Source organism: Methylobacterium sp. BI1 (assembly GCF_056680125.1).
Genome location: NZ_CM155267.1, coordinates 4,975,740 through 4,997,801, shown reverse-complemented (window position 1 = coordinate 4,997,801; position 22,062 = coordinate 4,975,740). Strand labels below are relative to the sequence as shown.

Genomic DNA, 22,062 nt, shown 5'->3' with positions numbered 1-22,062 from the left:
GGTCGCCTCCGGGCGCCACCCCCGTCAGCCTCGGACAAGATAGGCTGCCTAAAGCTTCGGTCATGAATGATCGGGACCGGAGCCGGCCGTGACAGGCGTCTACCTCTTCGACTTGGCCTCGCAGCAGGCGCGCTACCTCGCGGTGCGTCAGGCGACGATCGCCAGCAACGTCGCGAACGCCAACACGCCCGACTACAAGGCCCGGGACGTGGTGCCGTTCTCCGAGGTGATGGCGCGCACGGCCTCCGCGGCCTCCATGGGCATGGCCATGACGGAGAGCGCCCACATCACCGCCGGCGATAACCGCATCCCGACGAAGCCGGTCTCCTCGGCCGATGCCTGGGACGCGCTCTCGACCTCGAGCTCGGTGAGCCTGGAGCAGGAGATGCTGAAGGCCGGCGAGGTCAGCCGCGACCACAACCTCAACATGGGCATCGTCAAATCCTTCGACCGGATGCTCAAGGCGGCGGTGAAGAGCTGATGATCGATCCGCTCGCCGCCTCCACCCGTCTCGCCAGCGCCGGCATGGAGGCGCAGTCCCTGCGCCTGCGCATCGCCGCCGAGAACGTCGCCAACGCGCAATCCGTCGGCGACGGCCCCGGGGCGGACCCCTATGCCCGCAAGACCGTGACCTTCCGGGCCGCCATGGACCGGGCGGCCGGCGGCCCCAGCGTCGCCCTTGGCAAGATCGGCACCGACGACGCGCCCTTCCGCATCGAGCGCGACCCCGGCAACCCGGCGGCCGATGCCGACGGCAACGTCAAGATGCCCAACGTCAACGTGCTGGTGGAAATGGCCGACATCCGCGAGGCCAACCGCTCCTACGAAGCCAACGTCCAGGTGATCAAGCAGGCCCGCGCCATGGTCGCCAGCGTCATCGACCTCCTGAGGACCTGAGACTAAGCGATGATCGAAGCCCTCACCTCGCTCGCCGCCTTCGACCGGGCCGCCGGCATCACCCGCACCGAGACCGCCGCGCCCCTGGCGCGCACCAGCTTCCCCGTGAGCCCGGCGGCCTCCACCGCCGGCCCCGGCACCGATTTCGGGGACGTCATGGCCCAGCTCGCCGGCGGCCTGCGCACCTCCCTGCGCACCGGCGAGGCCACCGCCATCTCGGGCCTCCAGGGCAAGGCCTCGACGCAGCAGGTGGTCGAGGCGGTGATGTCGGCCGAGCAGAGCCTGCAGACCGCCATCGCCGTCCGGGACAAGGTGGTCGCCGCCTATCTCGAACTCAGCCGCATGCCGATCTGACGATGATCGCCCGGACCACCCTGCCCAACGCTTCGACGGGACCGTGACACCATGAGAGCGCTCGCCATCGCGGCCACGGGCATGAACGCCCAGCAGATGAACCTCGAGGTCATCGCCAACAACATCGCCAACCTGAACACCACCGGGTTCAAGGGCGCGCGGGCCGAGTTCACCGACCTGCTCTACCAGGCCGAGCGCCAGCAGGGCGTGCCGAACCAGGCCGGCCAGGAGCCGGTGCCGGAGGGTGCGATGCTCGGCCTCGGCGTGCGCACGGCCGCCATCCGCAACCTGCACCGGCAGGGGCCGCTCGCCAACACCGCCAACCAGCTCGACCTCGCGGTGAACGGGCGGGGCTACTTCCAGATCACCAACCCCAACGGCGAGATCAACTACACCCGCGCCGGCTCCTTCAACCGCAACAACACCGGCCAGATCGTCACCCTGGAGGGCTACGCCCTCGACCCGGCGATCCTCATCCCCAACGGCGCCGTCGACGTGGTGATCAACCAGTCGGGACAGGTCTTCGCCAAGGTGGACGGGCAGGTGCAGGCGCAGAACCTCGGCCAGATCACGCTGGCGAACTTCGCCAACGATGCCGGCCTGGAGCCCCTGGGCAACGGCCTCTACCGCGAGACCGCGGCCTCCGGCGCCCCCGTCACCGGCGTGCCCGGCGACCCGAGCTTCGGCAAGCTGCAGCAGGGCTACCTGGAGAGCTCGAACGTCGATCCCGTCAAGGAGATCACCAACATGATCACGGCCCAGCGCGCCTTCGAGATGAACTCGAAGGTGATCCAGGCCGCCGACGAGATGGCCGGCACGGTCTCCAAGGGCATCCGCTGAACGCGCCGGGCGGCGCCGCCGCCTGAGCCCCACACCCCCACCTCCGCGCGGCGGCGACGGGCGGCACCGGCTCTGCGCCGGGCCGCGGCCGCCCGTCCGGGCATTCTCCAAGGGCGCGACCACGTCATGGGTATTCACCTTCCGGGCCTCTCGCCGCGCAGCCGGTGCCGCCTCGCCGCCGTCGGGCTGGCGCTGCTGGCCGGGCCGGCCGCGGCCGAGGACCTGATGCTGCCGGTGCCGACGGTGACGATCTATCCCGGCGACACCATCAAGCCGTCGATGCTGCGGATGCAGGCCTATCCGGAGACCTTCAAGGCCCGCACCGCCGTGGTCGACGCCGCCCTGGCGATCTCCGGGCGAGTCGCCAAGCGGATGCTGCTGCCGGGCGAGCCGGTGCCGGTCAACGCCATCGACGATCCCCGCCTCGTCAGCCGGGGCACGCCGACCCAGATCGTGTTCGAGGAGCAGGGCCTGCTCATCACCGCCGTCGGCGCGCCGCTCCAGAACGGCGGCCTCGGCGACGTCATCCGCGTGCGCAACACCGACACCAACCGCATCGTCCTCGGCACCGTGATGGCCGACGGCCGAATCCGGACCGGGGACCGCTGATGCGCCGCCTCGTGGGCAAGATCCCGGCCCTCTGTGCGGCGCTGCTCCTGGCGCTGCCCGGCCCGGCCCTGGCCGGCACCCGGATCAAGGACATCGCCACCCTGAAGGGCGTGCGCGACAACCAGCTCGTGGGCTACGGCCTCGTCACCGGCCTGCAGGGCACCGGCGACACCCTGCGCAACGCCCAGTTCACCGAGCAGTCGCTGCAGTCGATGCTCGACCGCATGGGCATCAACGTCCGCGACGCCCGCCTGCGCACCCGCAACGTCGCCGCCGTGATGGTGACCGCCGACCTGCCGCCCTATACCGGCACCGGCTCGCGCATCGACGTCACCGTGACCTCGCTCGGCGACGCCACCTCCCTCAAGGGCGGCACCCTGCTGATGACGCCCCTGATGGGCGGCGACAGCCTGACCTACGCCGCCGCGCAGGGGCCCCTCGCGGTCTCCGGCTTCAGCGTCGGCGGCCAGGCCGAGACCGTGACCCAGGGCGTGCCGACGGCCGGGCGCATCCCCAACGGCGCCCTGATCGAGCGCGAGGTGCCGGGCACCTTCCGGGACCTGCCGGAGCTGGTGTTCGAGCTGAAAAACCCCGACTTCAAGACCGCCACCATGGTGGCCGACGCCATCAACGCCTACGCCCTCGCGCGCTTCAACCGCCGGGTCGCGGCCCCCCGCGACCAGCGGGCCATCACCCTGATGCGGCCGAGCAACATCGCCCAGACCCGGTTCGTGGCCGAGATCGGCGACCTCACCGTCAACCCCGACACGCCGGCCCGGGTCGTCGTCGACCAGCGCACCGGGACGGTGGTCATCGGCCGCAACGTCCAGATCTCCACCGTGGCGGTGACGCACGGCAACCTGACGGTGCGGGTGACCGAGGCCCCGGAGGTGTCGCAGCCGGCGCCGTTCTCGAACGGGCAGACGGCGGTGGTGCCGCGCACGGAGGTCGCGGTCAACGAGCAGTCCGGCCGGATGGCGATCATCGGCGGCTCGGACCTCCAGACCCTGGTGCGCGGCCTGAACAACGTCGGGCTGAAGCCCAGCGACATCATCTCGATCCTCCAGGCGGTGAAGACCTCCGGGGCGCTCCAGGCGGAGCTCGTGGTGCAATGAGCGCGGCGAACGGCCTTCCCCTGCCGGCCGAGACGGCCCGCCTCGTGGTGCGCCCGCCCGGCCTGACGCGGCCCCCCCGCTGGCTCGCCCTGATGGCGCTGCGGGTGCTGCTGCTCGTCGGCCTGCTGGCGCTCGCCTCCTTCGGCCTCGGCCCGGCCGGCGCCGTCGAGGGCGGCCGCCCGGCGATCTCGGGCCTGAACCCGGGCCCCCTCCCGAAGGCCGCGCCGAAGCCGGCCGCGCCCCGCCTCGCCGTCGCGGCCAAACCTGTTTCCGACAAGCCTGTCGCGGTCACGCCCGTCGCCGGCGTCCCCCAGCCGCTCGGCCCGGCCGAACCCGTCACGGTGGTGTCCCAGCCGATCGAGACCACGGGGGCGATCGACGCCAAGGCCTCCGAGACCAAGGCCTCTGAGACCAAGGCGTCCGAGGCGAAGCCCGCCGAGCCGGTGCAGGTCGCTGAGGTCCGCGCGCTCGAACCCGAGCCGGTCAAGCCTGCGCCGAAGCCGCCGGCCTATTGCGCCAGCATCGCGGACGCCGCCGCCGATGCGCGCTTCGCCTGGCAGAAGGAGCAGCTGGCGAGCCTGGAGAAGCAGGTCGAGGAGCGGATCGCCGCCCTGGAGGCCAAGCGCGCCGAGTACGAGACCTGGCTCGCCCGCCGCGACGCGTTCCTGGCCAAGGCCGACGAGGGCGTGGTGGCGATCTACACCAAGATGCGGGCGGATGCCGCCGCGCTCCAGCTCGCCAACATGCCCGACGAGGGCGCCGCCGCGATCCTGACCAAGCTCAACGCCCGCACGGCGAGCGCGATCCTGAGCGAGATGGAGGCCGCGCGCGCCGCGCAGCTGGCCCGCATGATGACCGAGATGGGCAAGACCGGCGCCGGCAAGACCGAGTCTGGCAAGAAGCCCCGCACGAGCGAGAAATCCTGATGCTCCCCAACACGTTCCGGGCCGGCCTGATCCTGGTGCTGGCGGCGCCCATCCTCGGCGCCTGCAACACGCCGGTGGACCGGATCGGCCAGGCGCCGCTGCTGACGCCGATCGGCACCGGCCTGCAGCCGCCGCGCGAGGCCCTGCCGACCACCTACGGCTCCCTCGGGCGCCACACCTACCACTCGACCTGGGCGCCGGGCAGCGCCGAGATGTTCCAGGATCCGCGCGCCCGCAACATCGGCGACGTCATCACGGTCTCGATCCTGATCGACGACAAGGCGCAGTTCGGCAATTCGAGCGACCGCTCGCGCAGCCAGAAGTCGGGCCTCGGCTTCGATTTCGGCTACGGCGTCTCGGGCCTGAAGGATTCCGCCACCGCCGATGCCGGCATCCGCTCGTCCACGGAGACCAAGGGCGCGGGCAACATCGACCGCTCGGAGGTGCTGCGCCTGCAGGTCGCCGCCATCGTCACCGAGCAGATGCCCAACGGCAACGTCGTGATCAGCGGTTCGCAGGAGGTGCGGGTCAACAACGAGGTCCGCGTCCTCACCGTGGCGGGCATCGTGCGGCCGCGGGACATCTCGCGCAAGAACACCATCGACTACGACAAGATCGCCGAGGCGCGCATCTCCTATGGCGGGCGCGGCCGCATCTCGGACGTGCAGGCGCCGACCTTCGGTCAGCAGGTCTTCGAGACCCTGGCGCCGTTCTAGGACCTGGCGAGCGGGAGCGGACCCATGGCGGCCAAGGACGACAAGACGGCAGCGAAGAAGGGCGGCGGCAAGGGCTGGATCCTGGCCCTCGCCCTGACCAGCCTCGTCGCCATCGGCACGGGCGGCGGTCTGGGCATGTACCTCCTGTCCACCGTCGAGAAGGCGGTGGACGTCAAGAAGAAGGACGAGGAGGACAAGGCGGTCAAGGTGCTGAAATACACCGGCGACCTGTCGCTGCGCAGCGTCGGCTCGGTGGTCACCAACCTCGCCGACACCAACGATGCCTGGGTCCGCCTCGAATCCTCGGTGGTGTTCAAGACCGGCAGCGTGCCGAACCCCGACGTGGCCCTGGCCGAGATCCGCTCCGACATCGTCGCCTACCTGCGCACCCTCTCGATGCGGCAGCTCGAGGGCCCCAGCGGCCTGCAGCACCTGCGCGAGGACCTCAACGAGCGGGTGGCGCTCCGCACGAAGGGGCAGGTGCGCGAGCTGATCGTCGAGATGCTGGTGGTGCAGTAGGGCCCATGACCGTGCGCACCGTCCCCAGGCTCGTCACCACCGGCCTCGTCCTCGCTGCCGGCCTCGCCCTCGCGGGGCCGGCGCTGGCCCAGTCGGCCACCGGCCTGCCCGCCCTCGATGCGCTGCTGCCGGCCGGCAACGGGGCGGCGAGCGGGCGCATCCTGCAGCTCGTGGCGCTGCTCACCGTGCTGTCCCTGGCCCCCGGCCTCCTCGTCATGGTGACGAGCTTCACCCGGTTCGCCATCGCGTTCTCGTTCCTGCGCTCGGGCCTCGGCCTCCAGAGCACGCCGGCCAACATCTTCCTCGTCAGCCTGTCGCTGTTCATGACCTTCTACGTGATGGCCCCGACCTTCGACCGGGCCTGGAACGAGGGCCTGAAGCCGCTCACCGAGAACCGCATCTCCGAGGAGGAGGCGATCCCGAAGCTCGTGGAGCCGTTCCGGGAATTCATGACCCAGCATGTCCGTCCGAAGGACCTTCAGACCTTCACGGACCTCGCCAGCCGCAACATCCCGAAGGCCGAGGGCGGTGAGAAGATCGACCTGCGCATCCTGATCCCGGCCTTCATGATCTCGGAGCTGCGCCGCGGCTTCGAGATCGGCTTCCTGATCGCCCTGCCGTTCCTGGTGATCGACATGATCGTCTCCACCATCGTCATGTCGATGGGCATGATGATGCTGCCGCCCACCGTGATCTCGCTGCCGTTCAAGGTGCTGTTCTTCATCCTGATCGACGGTTGGAACATGCTGGTGGGGGGGCTGGTCCGGTCGTTCTTCTAGCGTTTGGGCGGAGGGCGGGCCGCCCGGCGCGGCGCGACGCAATCTCCGCGCAAGGCTGGCGGGCGACAGGACGCTATCGGATCGCGGATCCGAAGCGGAGCAGCCCACCGAATGTCCGGTCTTCAGCACGCCGAACGGCTCTGGAACAACATCCTCGCGCTCGGCGGACGGCGCATCGCCGCCCTCTCGCTGATCGGCGTGGTGGTGTTCCTCGCCGTCGGCCTCGGCGCCTTCTACCTGAGCCGTCCGGCCCAGGAGCCCCTCTATACGGGCCTCAGCCGCGAGGATGTCGGGCGCATCGGCAGCGTCCTGAAGGACGCCAACATCCCCTTCGACGTCAGCGCCGACGGCGCGGCGGTGCTGGTCGCCTACGGACACACCGCCCAGGCCCGGATGCTGCTCGCCGAGAAGGGCCTGCCGCAGAGCGCCAAGTCCGGCTACGAGCTGTTCAACGACCTCGGCTCGCTGGGCATGACCTCGTTCATGCAGGAGGTGACCCGCGTGCGCGCCCTGGAAGGCGAGATCGCCCGCACGATCCAGGGCATGAAGGGCGTGAAGGCCGCCCGCGTGCACATCGTCCTGCCCGACCGCGGCTCGTTCCGCCGCGACCAGCAGCCCCCCTCCGCCTCGGTGGTGGTGCGGACCGAGCCCGCCGACGACGTCAGCGGCGCCCAGTCGATCCGCCACCTCGTCGCCTCCGCGGTGCCCGGCATGAAGCCAGACCGCGTCACCGTGATCGGCTCGGACGGCTCGCTCCTGCTCTCCGGGGACGATGCCAGCGCCGTGCCCACCGGCAAGATGGCGACCCTGGAGAAGACCATCGGCCACGAGGTCCAGGACAACATCCGCCGCACCCTCACGCCCTATCTCGGCGTCGGCAACTTCGAGGTCAGCGTCGCGGCGCGTCTCAACACCGACAAGACGGTGCAGAACGAGACGATCTTCAATCCCGACCAGCGCGTCGAGCGCTCCACCCGGGCCGTGCGCGAGACCGAGAACTCGCAGAACCGCAACGCCGCCCAGCGCCCGACCTCCACGCAACAGAATCTGCCCGACCAGCGCGCCCGCTCGGATGGCGGCGACACCGCCAGCAACGAGACGCAGAAACGCGAGGACCTGACGAACTACGAGATCTCCTCGAAGACGATCCAGACGGTGAGCGACGGCTACAACATCAAGCAGATCTCGGTGGCGGTCCTCGTCAACCGCGCCCGCCTCGCCGCGCTGGCCGGGCCCGATGCCAGCAAGGCCGCCATCGACGCCCAGGTCGCCGAGATCGAGCAACTCGTCGGCTCGGCCGCGGGCTTCAACAAGGAGCGCGGCGACAACGTGAAGGTCGCCGCCGTCGGCTTCGTCAATGACGGCCAGCCCCTGGAGCCGGTGGCGCCCCTCAGCCTCACCGACGTGCTGATGCGCCAGTCGGCGACCCTCATCAACGCCGGCACCATCCTGCTGGTGGCGGGCCTGCTGATCTGGTTCGGCCTGCGCCCCGCCATGCGGGCCATCCTGGAGATCCCGGCGGCCCAGCAGGAGGAGGCGCGGGCGCTGGCCGCCGTGGCGGAGGCCCAGGCCCTCGCCGCCGCCGCGCCGAACGCGGCGCTCGCCGGTCCCAACGCCGCCCCCGGGGCCGATCCGGACGCCGTCCCGAGCCTCGCGGCCCCCGGCCAGAGCCCGGTCGCCAGCATGATCGAGGACCTCACCGAGAAGCTGAACCGTTCGCCCCAGAAGAGGCTTGAGCAGATGATCGAGGCCGACGAGGCGCAGGCCGCCGAGATCCTGAAGCGCTGGTTGATGCGTGAGGCCGCGTGATGGCTCCCGCGATCGCCCGCCTGCTTCCCGATTTCTCCGACGCCGTGATGCCGGTGCGCGGGGCCCCCGCGCCCCGTGCCGCCGCGCCCGCCGCGGCCGCGGTGTCCCGTCCCCCCGAAGGGCTCGCGGCCCTGCTGCGCAAGCCCGCGGAACCGCCCGAGGACCGCGAGGCCCTGCTCCGCGCCGCCGAGGCCCGGGGCCTGGAGCGGGGCCGCGAGCTCGGCCGGGCCGAGGCCGCCGCCGAATCCGCCTCGGTGATCGCCTGCCTTCAGGCGGATCACGAGGCCCGCCTCGTCGAGCTGCGCCAGGCCTGGTGCACGGAGGAGGGCGACCGCCTCGCGGCCGGCTTCTCCGACGCGCTCCAGGCCCTCGGCGCCGGCCTCACCGACCGGGTCGGGCATCTCCTCGTGCCGGTGCTGACCGAGGCCCTGCGCCGGCAGGCCGTGGACGAGCTGGCCCAGAGCCTCGCCCGCATCCTCGGCGACGCCCGTGCGCCCGTGCGGGTGAGCGGACCGGCCGACCTTCTCGACGCCGTGGCGGGCCGGCTCGGCCCGTTCGAGGCCACCATCGCGTTCCAGCCCTCCGACGCCGTCGACGTCTCGGTGCAGGCCGACCAGACCGTGATCGAGACCCAGCTCGGCGCCTGGGGCCGCCTGATGACCGAAGCGGTCCAGGGAGCCTGACCCGATGGCGGACGAGGGGCACCACGAGATCATCATCATCAAGCGCCACGGCGACCACGAGGACGGTCACCACGGCGGCGCCTGGAAGATCGCGCTCGCCGACTTCATGACCGCCATGATGGCGCTGTTCCTGGTGCTGTGGCTGATCGGCTCCACCACCAAGGAGACGAAGTCGGCCATCGCCGAGTACTTCAACCCGGTGAAGCTCGCCGACGTGAGCTTCGATCGGAAGGGCCTGCGCGATCCCCAGAACAAGCCCGGCGAGCCCGCGCCGGAAGAGGGCAAGCCCGACGGCGGCACCGGCGAGAGCAGCACCGAGGGCAAGGGCGGCAAGTCCGACGCCAAGTCGGACGCCAAGACCGACGGCAAGGGCGCATCCGGCCCGCCGGGCAGCCGCGCCCGCGAGGCGGCCCTGTTCCAGGACCCCTACGCGGTCCTGGCCAAGCTCGCCGCCGAGTTCGAGCCCGGCCCGGAGACGGCCTCGGCCGACGCGGTCGCGACCGAGACCGGCGAGCCCGGCATCAAGGGCGGCGAGGCCGCCCGCGATCCCTTCGATCCGCTCTACTGGCAGGTGGCGCCCCTCGCCAAGACCCGCACCGAGCAGGCCGGGTCCACCGGCACGGTGACGCCCCTGCCGCGGGAGAGCCGCCCCGACGTGCGCGCGGCCGCGTCCGGGGCGAAGCCGGCGGCGATCAAGGTCGCCTCGGCCCTGCCGGGCGAGACCGACGCCAAGGTGATGGCGCTCCTCGCCAAGGCCGAACCGCCCAAGGTCGAACCGCCCAAGGTCGAGCCTCCGAAGGACGCGAAGGGGGAGGCCAAGGCTGCGCAGGAGGCCAAGGCCGCGCAGGACACCAAGGCTCCGGCGGACGAGAAGGCGATCGCGGAGGCCAGATCCGCGGAGGCCAGATCCGCGGAGGCGAAGGCGGCCGAGGCCGCCGAGACCGCGACGATGGCCGAGATCAAGGCCGAGATCGCCAAGGTGCTGCCGACGCAGGGCAGCGCCCCGGCGCCCCGCATGGAGGTCCGCCGCACCGGCGAGGGCATCCTCATCAGCCTCACCGACGAGGTGAACTTCGCGATGTTCGGCGTCGGCTCGGCGGAGCCGCAGGCAAAGGTGGTGCGGGCCCTGGAGCAGGTCGCCCGCATCCTCAAGGACCGGCCCGGCCGGATCGTCGTGCGCGGCCACACCGACGCGCGCCCCTTCCGCTCGGAGGTCTACGACAACTGGCGGCTGTCCTCGGCCCGGGCGCAGATGGCCTCCTACATGCTCGTGCGCGGCGGCGTGCCCGATGCGCGCCTGGAGCGCATCGAGGGCTACGCCGACCGCCAGCCGCGCAACACCGCCGATCCGAAGGCGGCCGAGAACCGGCGCATCGAGATCCTGCTGCGGGCGCGGCCCGAGTGATGCGGGCCGCCGGGATGCGCCGCGTGCGGATCGCCTGCCTACTCCTCCTCGCCGGCCTGGGCGTCGTCCCGGCCGCCCGGGGGGCGGAGTCCCACGGCGGCGGCGATCACGGTGCGCCCGGCCAAGGGCCGGCCAGTCACGGCGCGGGCGATCACGGCGCCGCGCCGGCCGCCCCGATCGAGCCGCTGCCCGTCGCCCCGCGCCCGGTCCCGGTCGAGCTGGTTCGGACTCTGCAGCTGCTGCAGGACCGGATTGCCCAGGGCTCGGCCCAGGCCCACCAGGGCCAGCGCGCCTTCCTGTCCCTGGCCGAGTCGCGCATGCTCGGCCTCGATCCCGAGGTCTGGGCCGACCCCGTCAGCGTGCACGCGGCGGTCACCTTCGGGCTCGGCGGCGGCGGGCCGGCGCTGCTGCGCCACCTCGTCGCCTCGGGCAAGGTGCCGGAGGCCGAGCGTCCCGTGGTGTTCGGCGCGCTCGCCTATCTCGAAGGGCGCGAGAAGGAGGCCCGCGCCCTCCTGGTGAAGATCGACCCGCTGGTCGTGCCGGTGAGCCTCGGCGCGCAGCTCGCCCTGGCGCAATCCGCCCTGGTGGTGCGCGACGATCCCACCCAGTCGATCCGCCTCCTCGACCTCGCGCGCCTGCTCGCCCCCGGCACCCTGGTGGAGGAGGGGGCCCTGCGCCGCGAGATCTTCGTGCTGGCCCAGGCCAACGACCTGGCGAAATTCGAGACTTTGGCGGTGCAGTACCTGCGGCGCTTCCGCCACTCGGTCTATGCCGGCAACTTCCGCCAGCGCTTCGCCGCCGCGCTCACCCGCCTCGACTTTGCCGGCGACGACGTCCGCTTCGCCCGCCTCCAGGCCATGCTCGACGAGATCGAGGTCGAGGGGCGGCGCGAGCTCTACCTCCTCCTCGCGCGGGCCGCCCTCGATCAGGGCAAGACCAGCACGGCGGTGTTCTCCGCCGAGCGCGGCGTCACCCTGGCGGAGCCCCGATCCCCGGAGATGGTGCGCGCGCGCCTCTACCGGGCGGCGGCCCTCCTCGTCGTGGACGGGCGCTTCGACGAATCCGTCGAGACCCTGCGGATGACCGACCGCACCGTGCTGGAGTCCGCGGATCGCGACCTCCTCGACGCCGCGCTCTCGACCGCCCGGGAGATCCGGGCCGGGCCGCCCGCCCCGATCGCGGCGCAGGCGGACCCGACCGGTCCCCGCGTCCTGCCGGTCGCGCCTTCCATCGCCCGGGCGCAGGACGCCATCGGCCGCGTCGACGAGATCATGCGCAGGAGCGAGCGTTGAACACCCTCGGAGCCACCAACCCCGGCCCCCGCGCCCTGCCGGACGCGCCCGGCCCCCGCAGCGCCGGTCCGGAGACGCCGGAGGCGAGCCGCGACGCCTTCGGGGCCGTGCTGGGGGCCCTCGCGGGGGGGCGCAGCGCGGACGAGACGACGCCCGGCGCCGACCGGCCCGGCCGCCGCCGCGACGACGAGGCCGCCCCGGCCCCGTCCGGCGAGGAGACCGACCCGCTGGCCCTGCTCGCCCTCGTGGTCCCGGCGACCGCTCCCGCCGGCGCCCCGGCGCCGAAGCCGCAGGCGATTTCCCTCGAGACCCTGGTCGCGCGCGCCCTGCCGAACCCCGTTCCGGCCCAGGCCGTGACGGCCGGGGCGGCGACCCAGCCCGGGGCGGACCCGCTGACCGGGGCAACCCTGACGGCGGGCACGGACCCCGGCGCCGCCGGCCTCGTGCCGCAGGCCGCGGGCGCCGAGGCGCGGACCCGCATCGCCGTGCTCCAGCGCGAGACCCACTTCGCGCCCGTGCTCCCGAGCCTCCTCGGCGGCGCACCGGCGGCCGTCCCGGCCCCGGATGCGCCCGGCCTGCCGACCCCCGCGGCGTTTCCGCCGGATGCCGCGGCGGTCTTGCCAGATGCCGCGGCGCTCCTGCCAGATGCCGCGGCGCTTCTGCCCGGTGCCGCGGGGGGCCAGGCCCCCGGCGGAGCCGCTGCCGCGGCCGGCCCGAGCCCGGCGTCCCGCCTTCCGACCCCGGCCGCCCTGCCGGGCGCCGCGTCGGCACAGGCCGCGACCGGGGCCGCCCTGCCGGCCGGCCCAGCGAGCCTGCCCGCAGGGGGGGCTCCGGCCCTTCCGGTGCAGCCCCCGGCGGCGCAGCCTGCTGCCGCGCCGGCCGCCCTCGTCTCCGCCGCCGCGGCGGCCGGTCCCACCCGCACGCCGGGATCGCCCCCGGGCGACGGCGCGGTGCCCCCGCGCGATCCCGCCCGCAGCGGCGCGGGACCGGTCGCGACCGAGCGGCCCCCCGGGACGCCGTCTCCGATCCTGCGGGTCGAACCGGTCGCGGCCTCCGCCGAGGCCGGCACCGCGGCCGCGCGCGCGGCCCGGGCCGGTCTCGAGCCGGTCCTCCCGGGCATTGCCGAAGCGAACCTCTCCCCCACGCCGTCCCTGCCCGCCGGGGCCCTGTCGGGTCCGGCCGCCGCGCCGACCCAGCAGGTGGCCGCCGCCGTCCTGGCGGAGCTGCCGCGCGGACCGGCCGGGGCCGTCCCGGGGGCACTGCCCGGGGCTCCGGCGGGGGAGGGGCCTTTGAAGCTGCTCACGCTGCAGCTTCATCCGGCGGACCTCGGCACCGTGCTGGTGCGGATGCGCCTGCGCGACGGTCAGCTCGAGATGAACCTGCAGGCCAGCCGCGAGGATTCGGCGCGCCTGCTCCGCGAGGGCGGCGAGGTCCTCAACGACCTCCTGCGCCAGGGCGGCTACCGGCCCGAGAGCGTCACCGTCACCGTCGCGTCGAACGCGGCCGACAGCCGGGGCGCATCGGGGAATCCAGGCTCGCAACAGGGACAGGGCGCACAGGGCTTCCCGGGTCAGGGCGAGTCCGGTGCGAACCAGGGCCGCCCCACCCCGGACCAGGCCGGGCGCCGGTCCTCCCCGGGCGGCGATCCGGCCGCCTCCGACCTCAGCGAGCGGAAGCATGAGAGCGTTTCGAGCAGCCCCGATCGCAGCGGCGTTTACCTGTAGCCTCGGCGCGGCCCTCTTGAGCCCGGGCTTAGCCCTGGCCAACAGCGCCCCGCCGGCGCCGGGCAAGGCCGCCGCGCTGCCGGCCTCGGCCAATATCTGCGAGCGCGAGATGGCGGGCGCCTCGGCCAAGCACGGGGTGCCGCTCGGCGTCCTCTACGCGGTCGGCTTGACGGAGAGCGGCAAGCGCGGCTCGCTGCAGCCCTACGCCATGAACATCCAGGGCCGGGCCTATTTCGGCACCAGCGCCGCCGACGTGATGAGCCAGCTCGCCCAGGCGCGGGCGAGCGGCATCAAGCTCGTCGACCTCGGCTGCATGCAGATCAACCACCACTATCACCGCGAGAAGTTCGCCAGCCTGGAGGCGATGATCGACCCGCGCCAGAACGTCGAGTACGCGACGCTGTTCCTGAAGCAGCTGAAGGCGCGTGAGGGCAGCTGGACCCTGGCGGTGGCACGCTATCATGCGGGGCCGAACAACAATCCGGCCCAGAAGCAGTATGTCTGCCGGGTCATCACCAACATGGTGGCCACGGGCTTCGGCGCCTGGACGCCGGGCGCGCGCAGCTTCTGCCAGTAAGGCGCGCCCGTCCGGGGACCGAGAGGTGGCGCCGGCTTTGCGAGCGTCCCGGCTCAGGAAGGAACACGAATGGCCTTTGCCTGCACCATCCCGGCGGTCCCCACCCTTCAGCAGGACGACGCGACCGTCCGCATCACGCGCTGGGATTTCGCGCCCGGCGCTGTCACCGGCTGGCACGCGCACGGCTGGCCCTACTTCGTGGTGATGCTGGTGGCCGGGACCCTCCGGGTCCACGACGGCGACCGGGTCACCGACAGCGCCCTGGAGGCCGGACAGGCCTACAGCCGCCCGGCCGGCATCCGGCACGATGTGATGAACGGCTCAGACCACCCGATCGCCTTCGTCGAGATCGAGGTCAAGCGCCCGGAGGCCCTTGTCACGGAGCCCGGCGACGGGCCGTCGCCGCCGGCACGGTCCTGAACCCTCCCGGGCTCGGGTGCGTCCTCACGCCGAGGCGGCCCATCGCTGCTGCATCAGCCCCATCGACGGCGGCAGGCCGAGGACGCGGCGATAGACGGCGATGCGCCTCAGGGCCTTGCGCTGCGCGTGACCCGGTTGCGCGAGATACAGCCGCTCCGCCGACCCCAGCAGCATATCGGCGTCACGAGCCGGCAGGGCCGCCAGGGTCCGGAGCGCGGGAAGAGCCGACCGGGACATATGCATGCGGATGGAACGCCCGGTCCGGACCTTTCCGACCGTCACGGCTGCGTGAGCGGCCCGACATGGTGAACGGAATCCCCGGCCCGTCGGCGTCCGCGGCGGCCGATGCGGACGCTGACTTAGGCTGGAGGCCGCTCTCGTTCAGGGATCGGTACGCGATCCTGTCTTGCAAGTACCGGAGCGAGGTCGGGTTCGCCGATGCTGAGAAACGACAGGGCATGTGCTGTTTCTCACCTGCAGACATCAAAATACAATTGAGGACAGTAAAAATTAAATTTGGACTCCAAGAACCTCCATTTTAGAGCCATGCGCTGAAAGCATGTCTTGCGCCAGCCAAGCCGTTCGACCCCTCCTCTGGAGCATGCGTTATAGTGGCTGGGATCCGCAGGAACCGCACTATGGTGCGTTGCAAAATCAGCAATCCGCAGCGCACAAAAATGTGGTTCTATCTCCTCAACGGCCGGCCCGTTGCCAGCCAAACCGGAGATTTCCCATGCGCGTCACCCGCCTGTTCGCCCTGACCGTTCTCGCCTCCGCCACCTTCGCCACCGGCGCGGCCATGGCGGGCGAGGCCCTCTACCTGACGCCCCCGCTGTTCCGCGAGCAGGCCCGCGAGACCCAGCAGGCGCGCAGCCTCGGCGACCTGACCACCACCCCGCAGCCCGTCGCTCCGGCGAAGTCCGGCACCGCTTCGCAGAGCGCGCAGGCCGGCAACGAAGTCGAGACCACCGGCTCCTTCTGAGGACGCGACCGACGCCCGGACCCTGCGGTCCGTGCGCTGACCTCGTCGAAACCGGGCCCATCAAGCGATCCCTCAGGGATCCGCCTCGGTGGGCCCGTTTCGTTGGGCTCTCGTGTCTCGTAGGGCTCCTGCGTCTCCTTGGGCCGCTGCGCCGGTCTCAGCCGACGAAGGTGTAGCCCATGAAGCGCTTGGCCTCGATCGGATCGTAGCCGAGGCGCTGGCTGAGCTTCTTGCGCAGCTTGCTGACGTGGCCCTCGATGACGCTCTCCTCGACGCCGTTGCTGTAGACGCCGTAGACGATGTTGTAGATCTGCGACTTGGTCATCCGCCGGCCCCGGTTGCGCACCAGGCATTCGAGGATGTGGCGCTCGCGCCGCGGCAGCGGCAGCACCTCGCCGTCCACCTCGGGGTCGCGGCCGTCGAAATGCACCTTCAGGCGCTCGGGCTCGGGCGCCGTCTCGCGGGCCGGGGCCGCCTGGGCGTTCACCCGCCGCCAGATCGCCTCGGAGCGGGCCAGGATCTCGCGGATATGGACGGGCTTGGGCAGCACGTCGTCGATGCCGGCCTCGAAGAGCTGCAGGGTCTGGTCGAGGGAGCGCACGTCGCTCAGGGCGATGATGGGCGCGCGCGACAGCTTGCGGATCAGCGTGGCGCACTTCGCGCGCCCCTCGAAATCGCCCAGGAGGAAGCCCTGGATCGCCTCGCGGTCGACCCGGGAGGAGGACTGGAACCAGTGGGTGAATTCCTGCGGGTCGAGGCCGAGGGAGGAGATGCCCTCGCGGTCGAAGCTCGCCTTGTAGCCGGAATTCACCGACGGCCGCTCGTCGACCAGGACGTACATCAGCAATCTCCGGATGATCTTGCGACGGTCGGGATGTGTATTGGGTATCGGTGGACGCGCGAAACAATCAGGAGTCGGCGTGGAGCCTGCACTTCACTCCACAAGTCCAACCTGACCGATTGAATCGCCTATCATTCAGCAATGTCGGGCATCGCCGGCGCCGTCAATGACGTTCGGAACACACGCGGATGTGATCGCGCCATCGGCGCGTCGGCAAACTGTCACAGAACGGGCAGGGGGCGGCGGCGAGGCGGCCGGGCCGGGGGGATGCGGGCGCGCGCCCAGCCTCCGCTCAGGCGGCGGCGCGGGTCAGGCGGGCCTCGGCGAGGGCCGTCTCGAAGCCGTCGAGGCAGAAATCCGGGCCCTGGTCGGCCAGGATCCGCTGGATCGCGACGCCCACGTAGACGCCGTCGAGGATGAGCTTGAAGAAGACCGTCACGGGTTCGGTGACGAACTCCATGTCCAGCACCACGGTGAGCGAGCGGCCCCAGTCGAACCGGACGTCGGCCCCGTCCGCGTAGGCGATGGTCGCCTCCTTGAAATAGGGCTCGGCGGAGGAGGCGACGAGGTCGGCGATGTTTCCGTGCCGGGCGGCCTGCACCCAGCCGATCAGGATGCCGCCGTCGAGGAGGCAGAGTTCGGCGATGAAATCCCGGATCGCGTTGGCGAAGACGCGCTCGGCATCGGCGAGCACGTCCGGTACGTCCACGGACAGGGCTCCGGGGGAAGACGCCTCGGTCATCAGCGAGCCTTCGAGAACAGGAAGAACAGGATCTGAGCCACTGCGCTGTAGAACTCCGCGGGAATCATCTGGTCCACCTCGACACTGTCGTACAGGGACCTTGCGAGAGGCTTGTCTTCCACGACCGCAATGCCGTTCGCCTCGGCAATTTCTCGGATGCGCAGCGCCACGAGGTCCTTCCCCTTGGCCAGGACGAGGGGCGCGGGCTGCTCGTCGCGCGCGTAGCGGAGCGCGATCGCGTAGTGAGTCGGGTTTGCGATGACCAAGGTGGCCTGCTTCACGTTCGCGAGCATGCGCTTGCGGGAGCGGTCCTGCGCCAGGGAGCGCAGGCGGCTCTTCACCAGGGGATCGCCTTCGGTCTGCTTGTGCTCGTCCTTGAGGTCCTGCTTCGACATCCGCAGGGAGCGCTGCCAGCGCAGGCGCGACCAGACCAGGTCGGCGGCCACGATGACGATGGTGGCGATGCAGACGACCGAGACGAGCCGGATCGCCACGGTGAGGATGAGGTCCGGGATCTGGCTCGGGTCGGCGAACATGGCACTCACGGCTTTGCTGCCCTCCGAGCGCAGGAGCAGCAGGCAGACGAGACTGATGCTTAAAAATTTAAGGACCGATTTCAGGAACTCGACCTGACCCGCTTTTCCGAAGATTCGTCCCCAGCCCGCCGCCGGCGAGATGCGCGACCATTGCGGGCGGATGCGTTCGCCCACGAGGCTCGGCACGTTCTGGATCAGGGCGGAGACGAGGCCGCAGAGGCCGAGGATCAGCACCACCGGGATCAGAAAGCGCCCGGCCGCCATCGCGGTTCCTTCGAGGATGCGCGCGACATCCTGGTTGTTCTCCAGGGCGAAGTCCCGGGGGTGGTCGAAGAAGGGCGCGAGTGACTGCAGCAGGGGCGTGACCGCGTCGCGCACGACGAAGCTCAAGGCGATGAGCAGGCCGAGGATCGAGGCGAAGATGGGCGCCTCCCGGGAGAACGGGACGTTGCCCTTCTCGACGGCCTCCCGGATCTTCCGCTCGGTGGCGGCTTCGGTCTTGCTCTCCTGATCCTCGTCGGACATCGCAACTCCGGGTCAGGCCATCCGTCCCTAGCGGACGAGGGCTTCGACCTCGCCCCCGGAATTGATCTCCAGCTCGCCGCGCCCGGCCATCTCGAGGGCGAGGTCGGTGATGCTGCGGCGGGCCTCGGTCACGTCCTTCTGCGCGGCCGGCTCGCCGCCGTTCAGCTCGTGCTCGACCATGCGGCGCACGCGGGCGGAGAGGGCGCCGAGGATGACGCCGCGGAACTCGGCGTCGGTGCCCTTGAGGGCCAGGATCAGCCGGTCGTTGGGCACGGCGTCGAACAGCGTGGTCCGGGCCCGGGGCTGGAGCTTGACGATGTCGTCGAAGGTGAAGAGCAGGCCCTTCAGGATCTCCACCGATTTCGGGCGCGACTCGGACAGGCTGGTGAGCACCTCGTCGATCTGGGTGCGCTCCATTTTATTGATGATGTCGGCCATCTTCGCGTGGGTGTCGGCCCCGCCGTTGCGGGCGCCGTTGGCGAGCAGGTCCTCGTGCAGGGCGCGCTCGACGGTGGCGATCACGTCGTCGCAGACCGGCTTGAAGCTCAGCATCCGCCGCATCACCGTGTTGCGGGTGGGCTGGGGCAGGTGCGCCATCACCTTGGCGGCCGCCGCCGGCTTCAGCCGCGACAGCACGAGGGCCGCGGTCTGGGGATGCTCCTTGATGAGGTAGCTCGCGATCACGCCCTCGGAGACGGTGGTCAGGCGCTCCCAGACCGAGCGCGTGGCATCGCCCCGGACGTCGGCCAGGATGTCGGCCACCTGGTCGGCGGGAAGCAGGCCGGTGAGGAGCTTCTCCACTTCCGACGCGGTGCCGACGAGGCGCCCGTCGGCGGCGAATTCGTGCGAGAACATCTCGACGATGTCGTCGAGCTGGTGGGCGCTGACGGTGCCGAGCTGGGTCGCCGAGCGCGTGATGCGCTTGATCTCCTCGGGATCGAAATACTTCAGCAGGCGTCCGGCCGCCGGCTTGCCCATGGCGAGCAGCAGGGCCGCGACCTCGTCCACGGGGTTGAGGTGCCGGTGGACGCCCTGCGTCCGGTGGGGGATCGGCACACTCGCCACGGGTTCGTCCTCAGCCGTTCGGGCCGGCATCGGCCGGGCCGACGATCTCGGTCAGGGAGACCCCGAAGCGCGAATTGTCCTCCTCGACCACGACGATCTCGCCCCGGGCCACGACGCGGCCGTTGACCGTGACGTCCACGGGCTCGCCGACCCGGTGGTCGAGGGGCACGATGGCGCCGCGCCCGAGCTTCATCAGGTTGGCCACCGGCATCGTGGCCGATCCGAGGACCACCTGGATCAGCACCGGGATGCGCAGGATCGAATCGAGGTTGCGGCCATCGCCGATCCGCGCGTCGCCGGCCTCGGACCCCGCGGGGGCGCCGGGCGAGACGGTCGGCGGGACGGTCGGAAAGACCGGGGCGGTGCCGGAGGTGGCGAGGTCCGCATCGTCGAAGGGGCTGTTGGTCATCGTCCGCTCGTCAGGGGCTGCAATCGAACGTCAGGGGAGGAGTCGTCTGGCAGCGGAAGGGAAAGGATCGGGGAAAGTCGGCCGGGGCGCAAGCCGATCGGCCGGCCTCAGCCGAGTTGGGTGGCGCGTGTGGCCGCGAGATCGCGTCGGCTGGCCTCCAGCTCGGCGAGGGTCTGGCGCGCCTCGCCGATGCGCTGGTCGAGGGCTTCCAGGATCTCGCGTCCCTCGGTGCTGAAGTTGCGGACCGCGTCGCCCGCCTGGGCGAGGGCCTGGCCCGACTGGGTCAGGATGCGGCCGTACTCCGCCTGCGTCCGGTCGAGGCGCTTCAGCTTGAGGTACATCGGCACCACGCAGGCACTCGTCGCCACCAGGGCCACGAGGAGAATGGTGTCAGCCCACGGTGTCATCGGGTGTGCCTTCCTTGTCCTGTGCGATGGCCTCGTCGACCCGCAGCACGTAGGAGCCCTGCGCCTGGCCCATGTGGCACCAGAACAGCGGGCGGTCGTTGCCTTCGAGCTTCACCCGCGTCGACGGCGTGGCGTCGAGCCCGATGATCTGGCCGACCTTGAGGTCGGCGATCTCGCCCAGCGTCAGCAGGCGCTCCTCGAGCACCGCCCGCAGGGTGACCTCCGCCTTCTGCACCTCGGCGGCGATCTGCTGCGTCCATTTCGGGTCGCGGGCGGCGGTGTCGCCGGTGAGCACCTTGGACAGGGCCGGCCGCATCGGGTTGATGACCGACTGGGGCAGGATGAGGAACATCTCGCCGCCGCGGTTGAGCGCCTGGATGGTGAACTTGGCCTCCACCGCCTTGTTGTTGCGCCCTCCGATCACGGCGAACTCCATCCGGGTCTCGGTGCGCTCCAGGCGGAACGGCGTCGCGGAGACCAGGGAGAACGAGGATTCGAGGGCGCGGCCGACCTGTTCGAGGATGGTCTGGGCGAGCCGGATCTCCAGGCTGGAGAAGGCGCGCTCGTCCTCCACCGGCGGCTCGGCCCCGTCGCTGCCGAACAGGGCCTCCACCATGGTGAAGAGGAAGTCCCGGTCGAGGCCGACGAGGATGTGGCTGTCCCATTCGGGGGCGTGGAAGATGCCCGCCACCGCGTTGTTCTCGTAGGCGTCGAGCATCTCGCCGAAGCGGCCGCTGCCGAAGCCGTTGAAGGCGAAGTAGACCGGCGAGGCGACCAGGGGCTTCAGGTTGTCCGAGCAGCCCGAGGTGAGCCGGTCGAACACCACGTTCAGCATCGGCATGCGGTCGAGGGACAGGCCCCCGGCCTCGATCAGGCGGGCGCGGATGTCGGCGGCGTTCCCGGCGGGGCCGTCCATGCTCAGGCGGCCTCCCGCTGCGCGCCGCCGGTGACGGTGGCGTTCTCGACCTCGTCGATGGTCGGACGGTCGCCGAGCGAGATGCCCTTGCGTCCGTGCTCCACGGCGATCTGCGGCACCGCTCCGCTCATGTGGGCGATCAGGCTCTGCTTCACGATGATGTAGACGTGGTTCTGCTTCTCGCGGATGGTCTTGATCTTGATCGCGAAGGGCGCCAGCACGCCGTAGGACATGAACACGCCGAAGAATGTCCCCACGAGTGCGGCGCCGATGAGGCCGCCGAGGATCTGCGGCGACTGGTCGAGGGCGCCCATCGCCTTCACGATGCCGAGCACCGCCGCCACGATGCCCAGGGCGGGCATCGCCTCGGCCACCGTGGTCACGGCGCCGTAGGGCTTGAGGCGGTCCTTGCGGTAGCCGCTGATCTCCTCGTCCATCAGCGCCTCGATCTCGTGGGCGCGGGCGTTGCCGATGAGGATCAGGCGGGCATAGTCGCAGATGAACAGCACGAGGTCGGCGTTCTTGGCCACGTCCGGATAGGCCTTGAAGATCTCGGAATTGGCCGGGTCGTCGAGATGCGGCTCGACCTCGTTGCGCGGCTTGGTCTTCAGCTCGCGGATCAGGGCGTGCATCAGGCCGAGCAGGGCGAGGTAGTCCTTGCGCTTGGGCACCTTGCCGGTGAGCGCGTCGAGGCTCGCCTTGCCCGTGTCGACCACCGTCTTCATCGGGTTGGCCATGACGAAGGTGCCGGCGCCCATGCCGCCGATGATGACGAACTCCCAGGGCTGCCAGAGCACGACGAGGTGGCCGCCCATGGCGACGAAGCCGCCGAGCATGCAGCCGATTGCGATGACGAGGCCGATCAGAACGCCCAAGGCTCAACGCCTCCGATGGGGATGTGGAATCCGATGCAGCGGACCTACGCAGGATGGCTTGCGCGGGGCTGGATGGGCGGGGCGTGATCGCGGGGAAGG

General features: G+C 71.2%; 27 protein-coding genes. 18 read left to right on the top strand and 9 right to left on the bottom strand.

The genetic code is table 11. From position 1 onward, the window contains the following. The first annotated feature begins 88 nt into the window (after window positions 1-88). The 17 genes from flgB to AC1MGR_RS23650 all read left to right on the top strand — a co-directional run bounded on the left by flgB (window position 89) and on the right by AC1MGR_RS23650 (window position 14,665). The gene (gene flgB, locus AC1MGR_RS23730; RefSeq protein WP_480233165.1) at window positions 89-481 is read left to right on the top strand and encodes a flagellar basal body rod protein FlgB; all 393 of its coding nucleotides are present in this window, start codon (window positions 89-91) and stop codon (window positions 479-481) included. Next, complete coding sequence (gene flgC / locus AC1MGR_RS23725) at window positions 481-897, top strand: flagellar basal body rod protein FlgC (protein WP_108035323.1); 417 nt, start codon at window positions 481-483, stop codon at window positions 895-897. Before flgB ends, flgC begins: the two co-directional genes overlap by 1 nt. Window positions 898-906: 9 nt before the next feature. After that, complete coding sequence (gene fliE / locus AC1MGR_RS23720) at window positions 907-1,251, top strand: flagellar hook-basal body complex protein FliE (RefSeq protein WP_480233164.1); 345 nt, start codon at window positions 907-909, stop codon at window positions 1,249-1,251. A 51-nt stretch (window positions 1,252-1,302) separates the two neighbouring features. Beyond that, complete coding sequence (gene flgG / locus AC1MGR_RS23715) at window positions 1,303-2,091, top strand: flagellar basal-body rod protein FlgG (protein ID WP_108035321.1); 789 nt, start codon at window positions 1,303-1,305, stop codon at window positions 2,089-2,091. A gap of 225 nt (window positions 2,092-2,316) precedes the next feature. Continuing rightward, window positions 2,317-2,700 carry a flagellar basal body P-ring formation chaperone FlgA gene (flgA, locus tag AC1MGR_RS23710; protein ID WP_480234885.1) on the top strand — a complete coding sequence of 128 codons (384 nt, stop codon included), beginning with the start codon at window positions 2,317-2,319 and terminating at the stop codon, window positions 2,698-2,700. Beyond that, window positions 2,700-3,815, top strand: coding sequence for a flagellar basal body P-ring protein FlgI (gene flgI, locus AC1MGR_RS23705; protein WP_108035319.1), 1,116 nt, complete (start codon window positions 2,700-2,702; stop codon window positions 3,813-3,815). Before flgA ends, flgI begins: the two co-directional genes overlap by 1 nt. Before the next feature lie 443 nt (window positions 3,816-4,258). Next, window positions 4,259-4,741, top strand: coding sequence for a MotE family protein (locus AC1MGR_RS23700; protein ID WP_480234884.1), 483 nt, complete (start codon window positions 4,259-4,261; stop codon window positions 4,739-4,741). Then, entirely contained in the window at window positions 4,741-5,457 is a 717-nt protein-coding gene (gene flgH / locus AC1MGR_RS23695; protein WP_480233163.1) for a flagellar basal body L-ring protein FlgH, read from the top strand. Before AC1MGR_RS23700 ends, flgH begins: the two co-directional genes overlap by 1 nt. A 24-nt stretch (window positions 5,458-5,481) precedes the next feature. Continuing rightward, a complete protein-coding gene (locus AC1MGR_RS23690) occupies window positions 5,482-5,976 on the top strand; it encodes a flagellar basal body-associated FliL family protein (protein ID WP_108035317.1) in 495 nt (164 codons plus the stop codon). 5 nt (window positions 5,977-5,981) lie between these two features. Beyond that, window positions 5,982-6,755, top strand: coding sequence for a flagellar type III secretion system pore protein FliP (fliP, locus tag AC1MGR_RS23685; RefSeq protein ID WP_108035316.1), 774 nt, complete (start codon window positions 5,982-5,984; stop codon window positions 6,753-6,755). A gap of 111 nt (window positions 6,756-6,866) precedes the next feature. Next, on the top strand, window positions 6,867-8,564 hold the full coding sequence (gene fliF / locus AC1MGR_RS23680; protein WP_108035315.1) for a flagellar basal-body MS-ring/collar protein FliF: 1,698 nt from the start codon (window positions 6,867-6,869) through the stop codon (window positions 8,562-8,564). Further along, on the top strand, window positions 8,564-9,247 hold the full coding sequence (locus AC1MGR_RS23675; protein ID WP_108035314.1) for a hypothetical protein: 684 nt from the start codon (window positions 8,564-8,566) through the stop codon (window positions 9,245-9,247). The genes fliF and AC1MGR_RS23675 overlap by 1 nt, the downstream gene beginning before the upstream one ends. A 4-nt stretch (window positions 9,248-9,251) precedes the next feature. Further along, complete coding sequence (locus tag AC1MGR_RS23670; protein WP_480233162.1) at window positions 9,252-10,652, top strand: MotB family protein; 1,401 nt, start codon at window positions 9,252-9,254, stop codon at window positions 10,650-10,652. A 14-nt stretch (window positions 10,653-10,666) separates the two neighbouring features. Further along, window positions 10,667-11,944, top strand: a complete 1,278-nt coding sequence (locus tag AC1MGR_RS23665; protein ID WP_480234883.1) for a chemotaxis protein MotC — start codon at window positions 10,667-10,669, stop codon at window positions 11,942-11,944. After that, entirely contained in the window at window positions 11,941-13,668 is a 1,728-nt protein-coding gene (locus AC1MGR_RS23660; protein WP_480233161.1) for a flagellar hook-length control protein FliK, read from the top strand. Before AC1MGR_RS23665 ends, AC1MGR_RS23660 begins: the two co-directional genes overlap by 4 nt. Continuing rightward, entirely contained in the window at window positions 13,622-14,245 is a 624-nt protein-coding gene (locus AC1MGR_RS23655) for a transglycosylase SLT domain-containing protein (protein WP_480233160.1), read from the top strand. The genes AC1MGR_RS23660 and AC1MGR_RS23655 overlap by 47 nt, the downstream gene beginning before the upstream one ends. A 69-nt stretch (window positions 14,246-14,314) precedes the next feature. Then, window positions 14,315-14,665, top strand: a complete 351-nt coding sequence (locus AC1MGR_RS23650; RefSeq protein WP_480233159.1) for a cupin domain-containing protein — start codon at window positions 14,315-14,317, stop codon at window positions 14,663-14,665. 24 nt (window positions 14,666-14,689) lie between these two features. On the opposite strand, the gene AC1MGR_RS23645 is transcribed toward AC1MGR_RS23650, so the two are convergent. Then, entirely contained in the window at window positions 14,690-14,839 is a 150-nt protein-coding gene (locus tag AC1MGR_RS23645; RefSeq protein WP_181259612.1) for a hypothetical protein, read from the bottom strand. Window positions 14,840-15,398: 559 nt separating this feature from the next. On the opposite strand from AC1MGR_RS23645, the gene AC1MGR_RS23640 reads away from it, so the two are divergent. Next, window positions 15,399-15,647 (top strand): hypothetical protein, encoded by a 249-nt coding sequence (locus AC1MGR_RS23640; RefSeq protein ID WP_480233158.1) that lies wholly within the window; start codon window positions 15,399-15,401, stop codon window positions 15,645-15,647. 157 nt (window positions 15,648-15,804) lie between these two features. Here the strand turns inward: AC1MGR_RS23640 and AC1MGR_RS23635 are convergent, their stop codons facing one another. From AC1MGR_RS23635 to motA, 8 genes are all read right to left on the bottom strand, one after another. Beyond that, window positions 15,805-16,488 carry a response regulator transcription factor gene (locus AC1MGR_RS23635; RefSeq protein WP_108035307.1) on the bottom strand — a complete coding sequence of 228 codons (684 nt, stop codon included), beginning with the start codon at window positions 16,486-16,488 and terminating at the stop codon, window positions 15,805-15,807. A 292-nt stretch (window positions 16,489-16,780) separates the two neighbouring features. Beyond that, on the bottom strand, window positions 16,781-17,230 hold the full coding sequence (locus tag AC1MGR_RS23630; RefSeq protein ID WP_108035306.1) for a hypothetical protein: 450 nt from the start codon (window positions 17,228-17,230) through the stop codon (window positions 16,781-16,783). Further along, window positions 17,230-18,291 (bottom strand): flagellar biosynthesis protein FlhB, encoded by a 1,062-nt coding sequence (gene flhB, locus AC1MGR_RS23625; protein WP_108035305.1) that lies wholly within the window; start codon window positions 18,289-18,291, stop codon window positions 17,230-17,232. Before flhB ends, AC1MGR_RS23630 begins: the two co-directional genes overlap by 1 nt. A 27-nt stretch (window positions 18,292-18,318) precedes the next feature. Then, on the bottom strand, window positions 18,319-19,356 hold the full coding sequence (locus AC1MGR_RS23620; RefSeq protein ID WP_480233157.1) for a flagellar motor switch protein FliG: 1,038 nt from the start codon (window positions 19,354-19,356) through the stop codon (window positions 18,319-18,321). 10 nt (window positions 19,357-19,366) lie between these two features. After that, entirely contained in the window at window positions 19,367-19,765 is a 399-nt protein-coding gene (gene fliN / locus AC1MGR_RS23615) for a flagellar motor switch protein FliN (RefSeq protein ID WP_480233156.1), read from the bottom strand. Between the two features lie 107 nt (window positions 19,766-19,872). Further along, a complete protein-coding gene (locus tag AC1MGR_RS23610) occupies window positions 19,873-20,172 on the bottom strand; it encodes a hypothetical protein (protein WP_480233155.1) in 300 nt (99 codons plus the stop codon). Beyond that, the gene (locus tag AC1MGR_RS23605; protein ID WP_108035302.1) at window positions 20,156-21,088 is read right to left on the bottom strand and encodes a FliM/FliN family flagellar motor switch protein; all 933 of its coding nucleotides are present in this window, start codon (window positions 21,086-21,088) and stop codon (window positions 20,156-20,158) included. The genes AC1MGR_RS23610 and AC1MGR_RS23605 overlap by 17 nt, the downstream gene beginning before the upstream one ends. 2 nt (window positions 21,089-21,090) lie before the next feature. Next, window positions 21,091-21,963, bottom strand: coding sequence for a flagellar motor stator protein MotA (gene motA / locus AC1MGR_RS23600; protein WP_056213286.1), 873 nt, complete (start codon window positions 21,961-21,963; stop codon window positions 21,091-21,093). Window positions 21,964-22,062 lie beyond the last annotated feature (99 nt).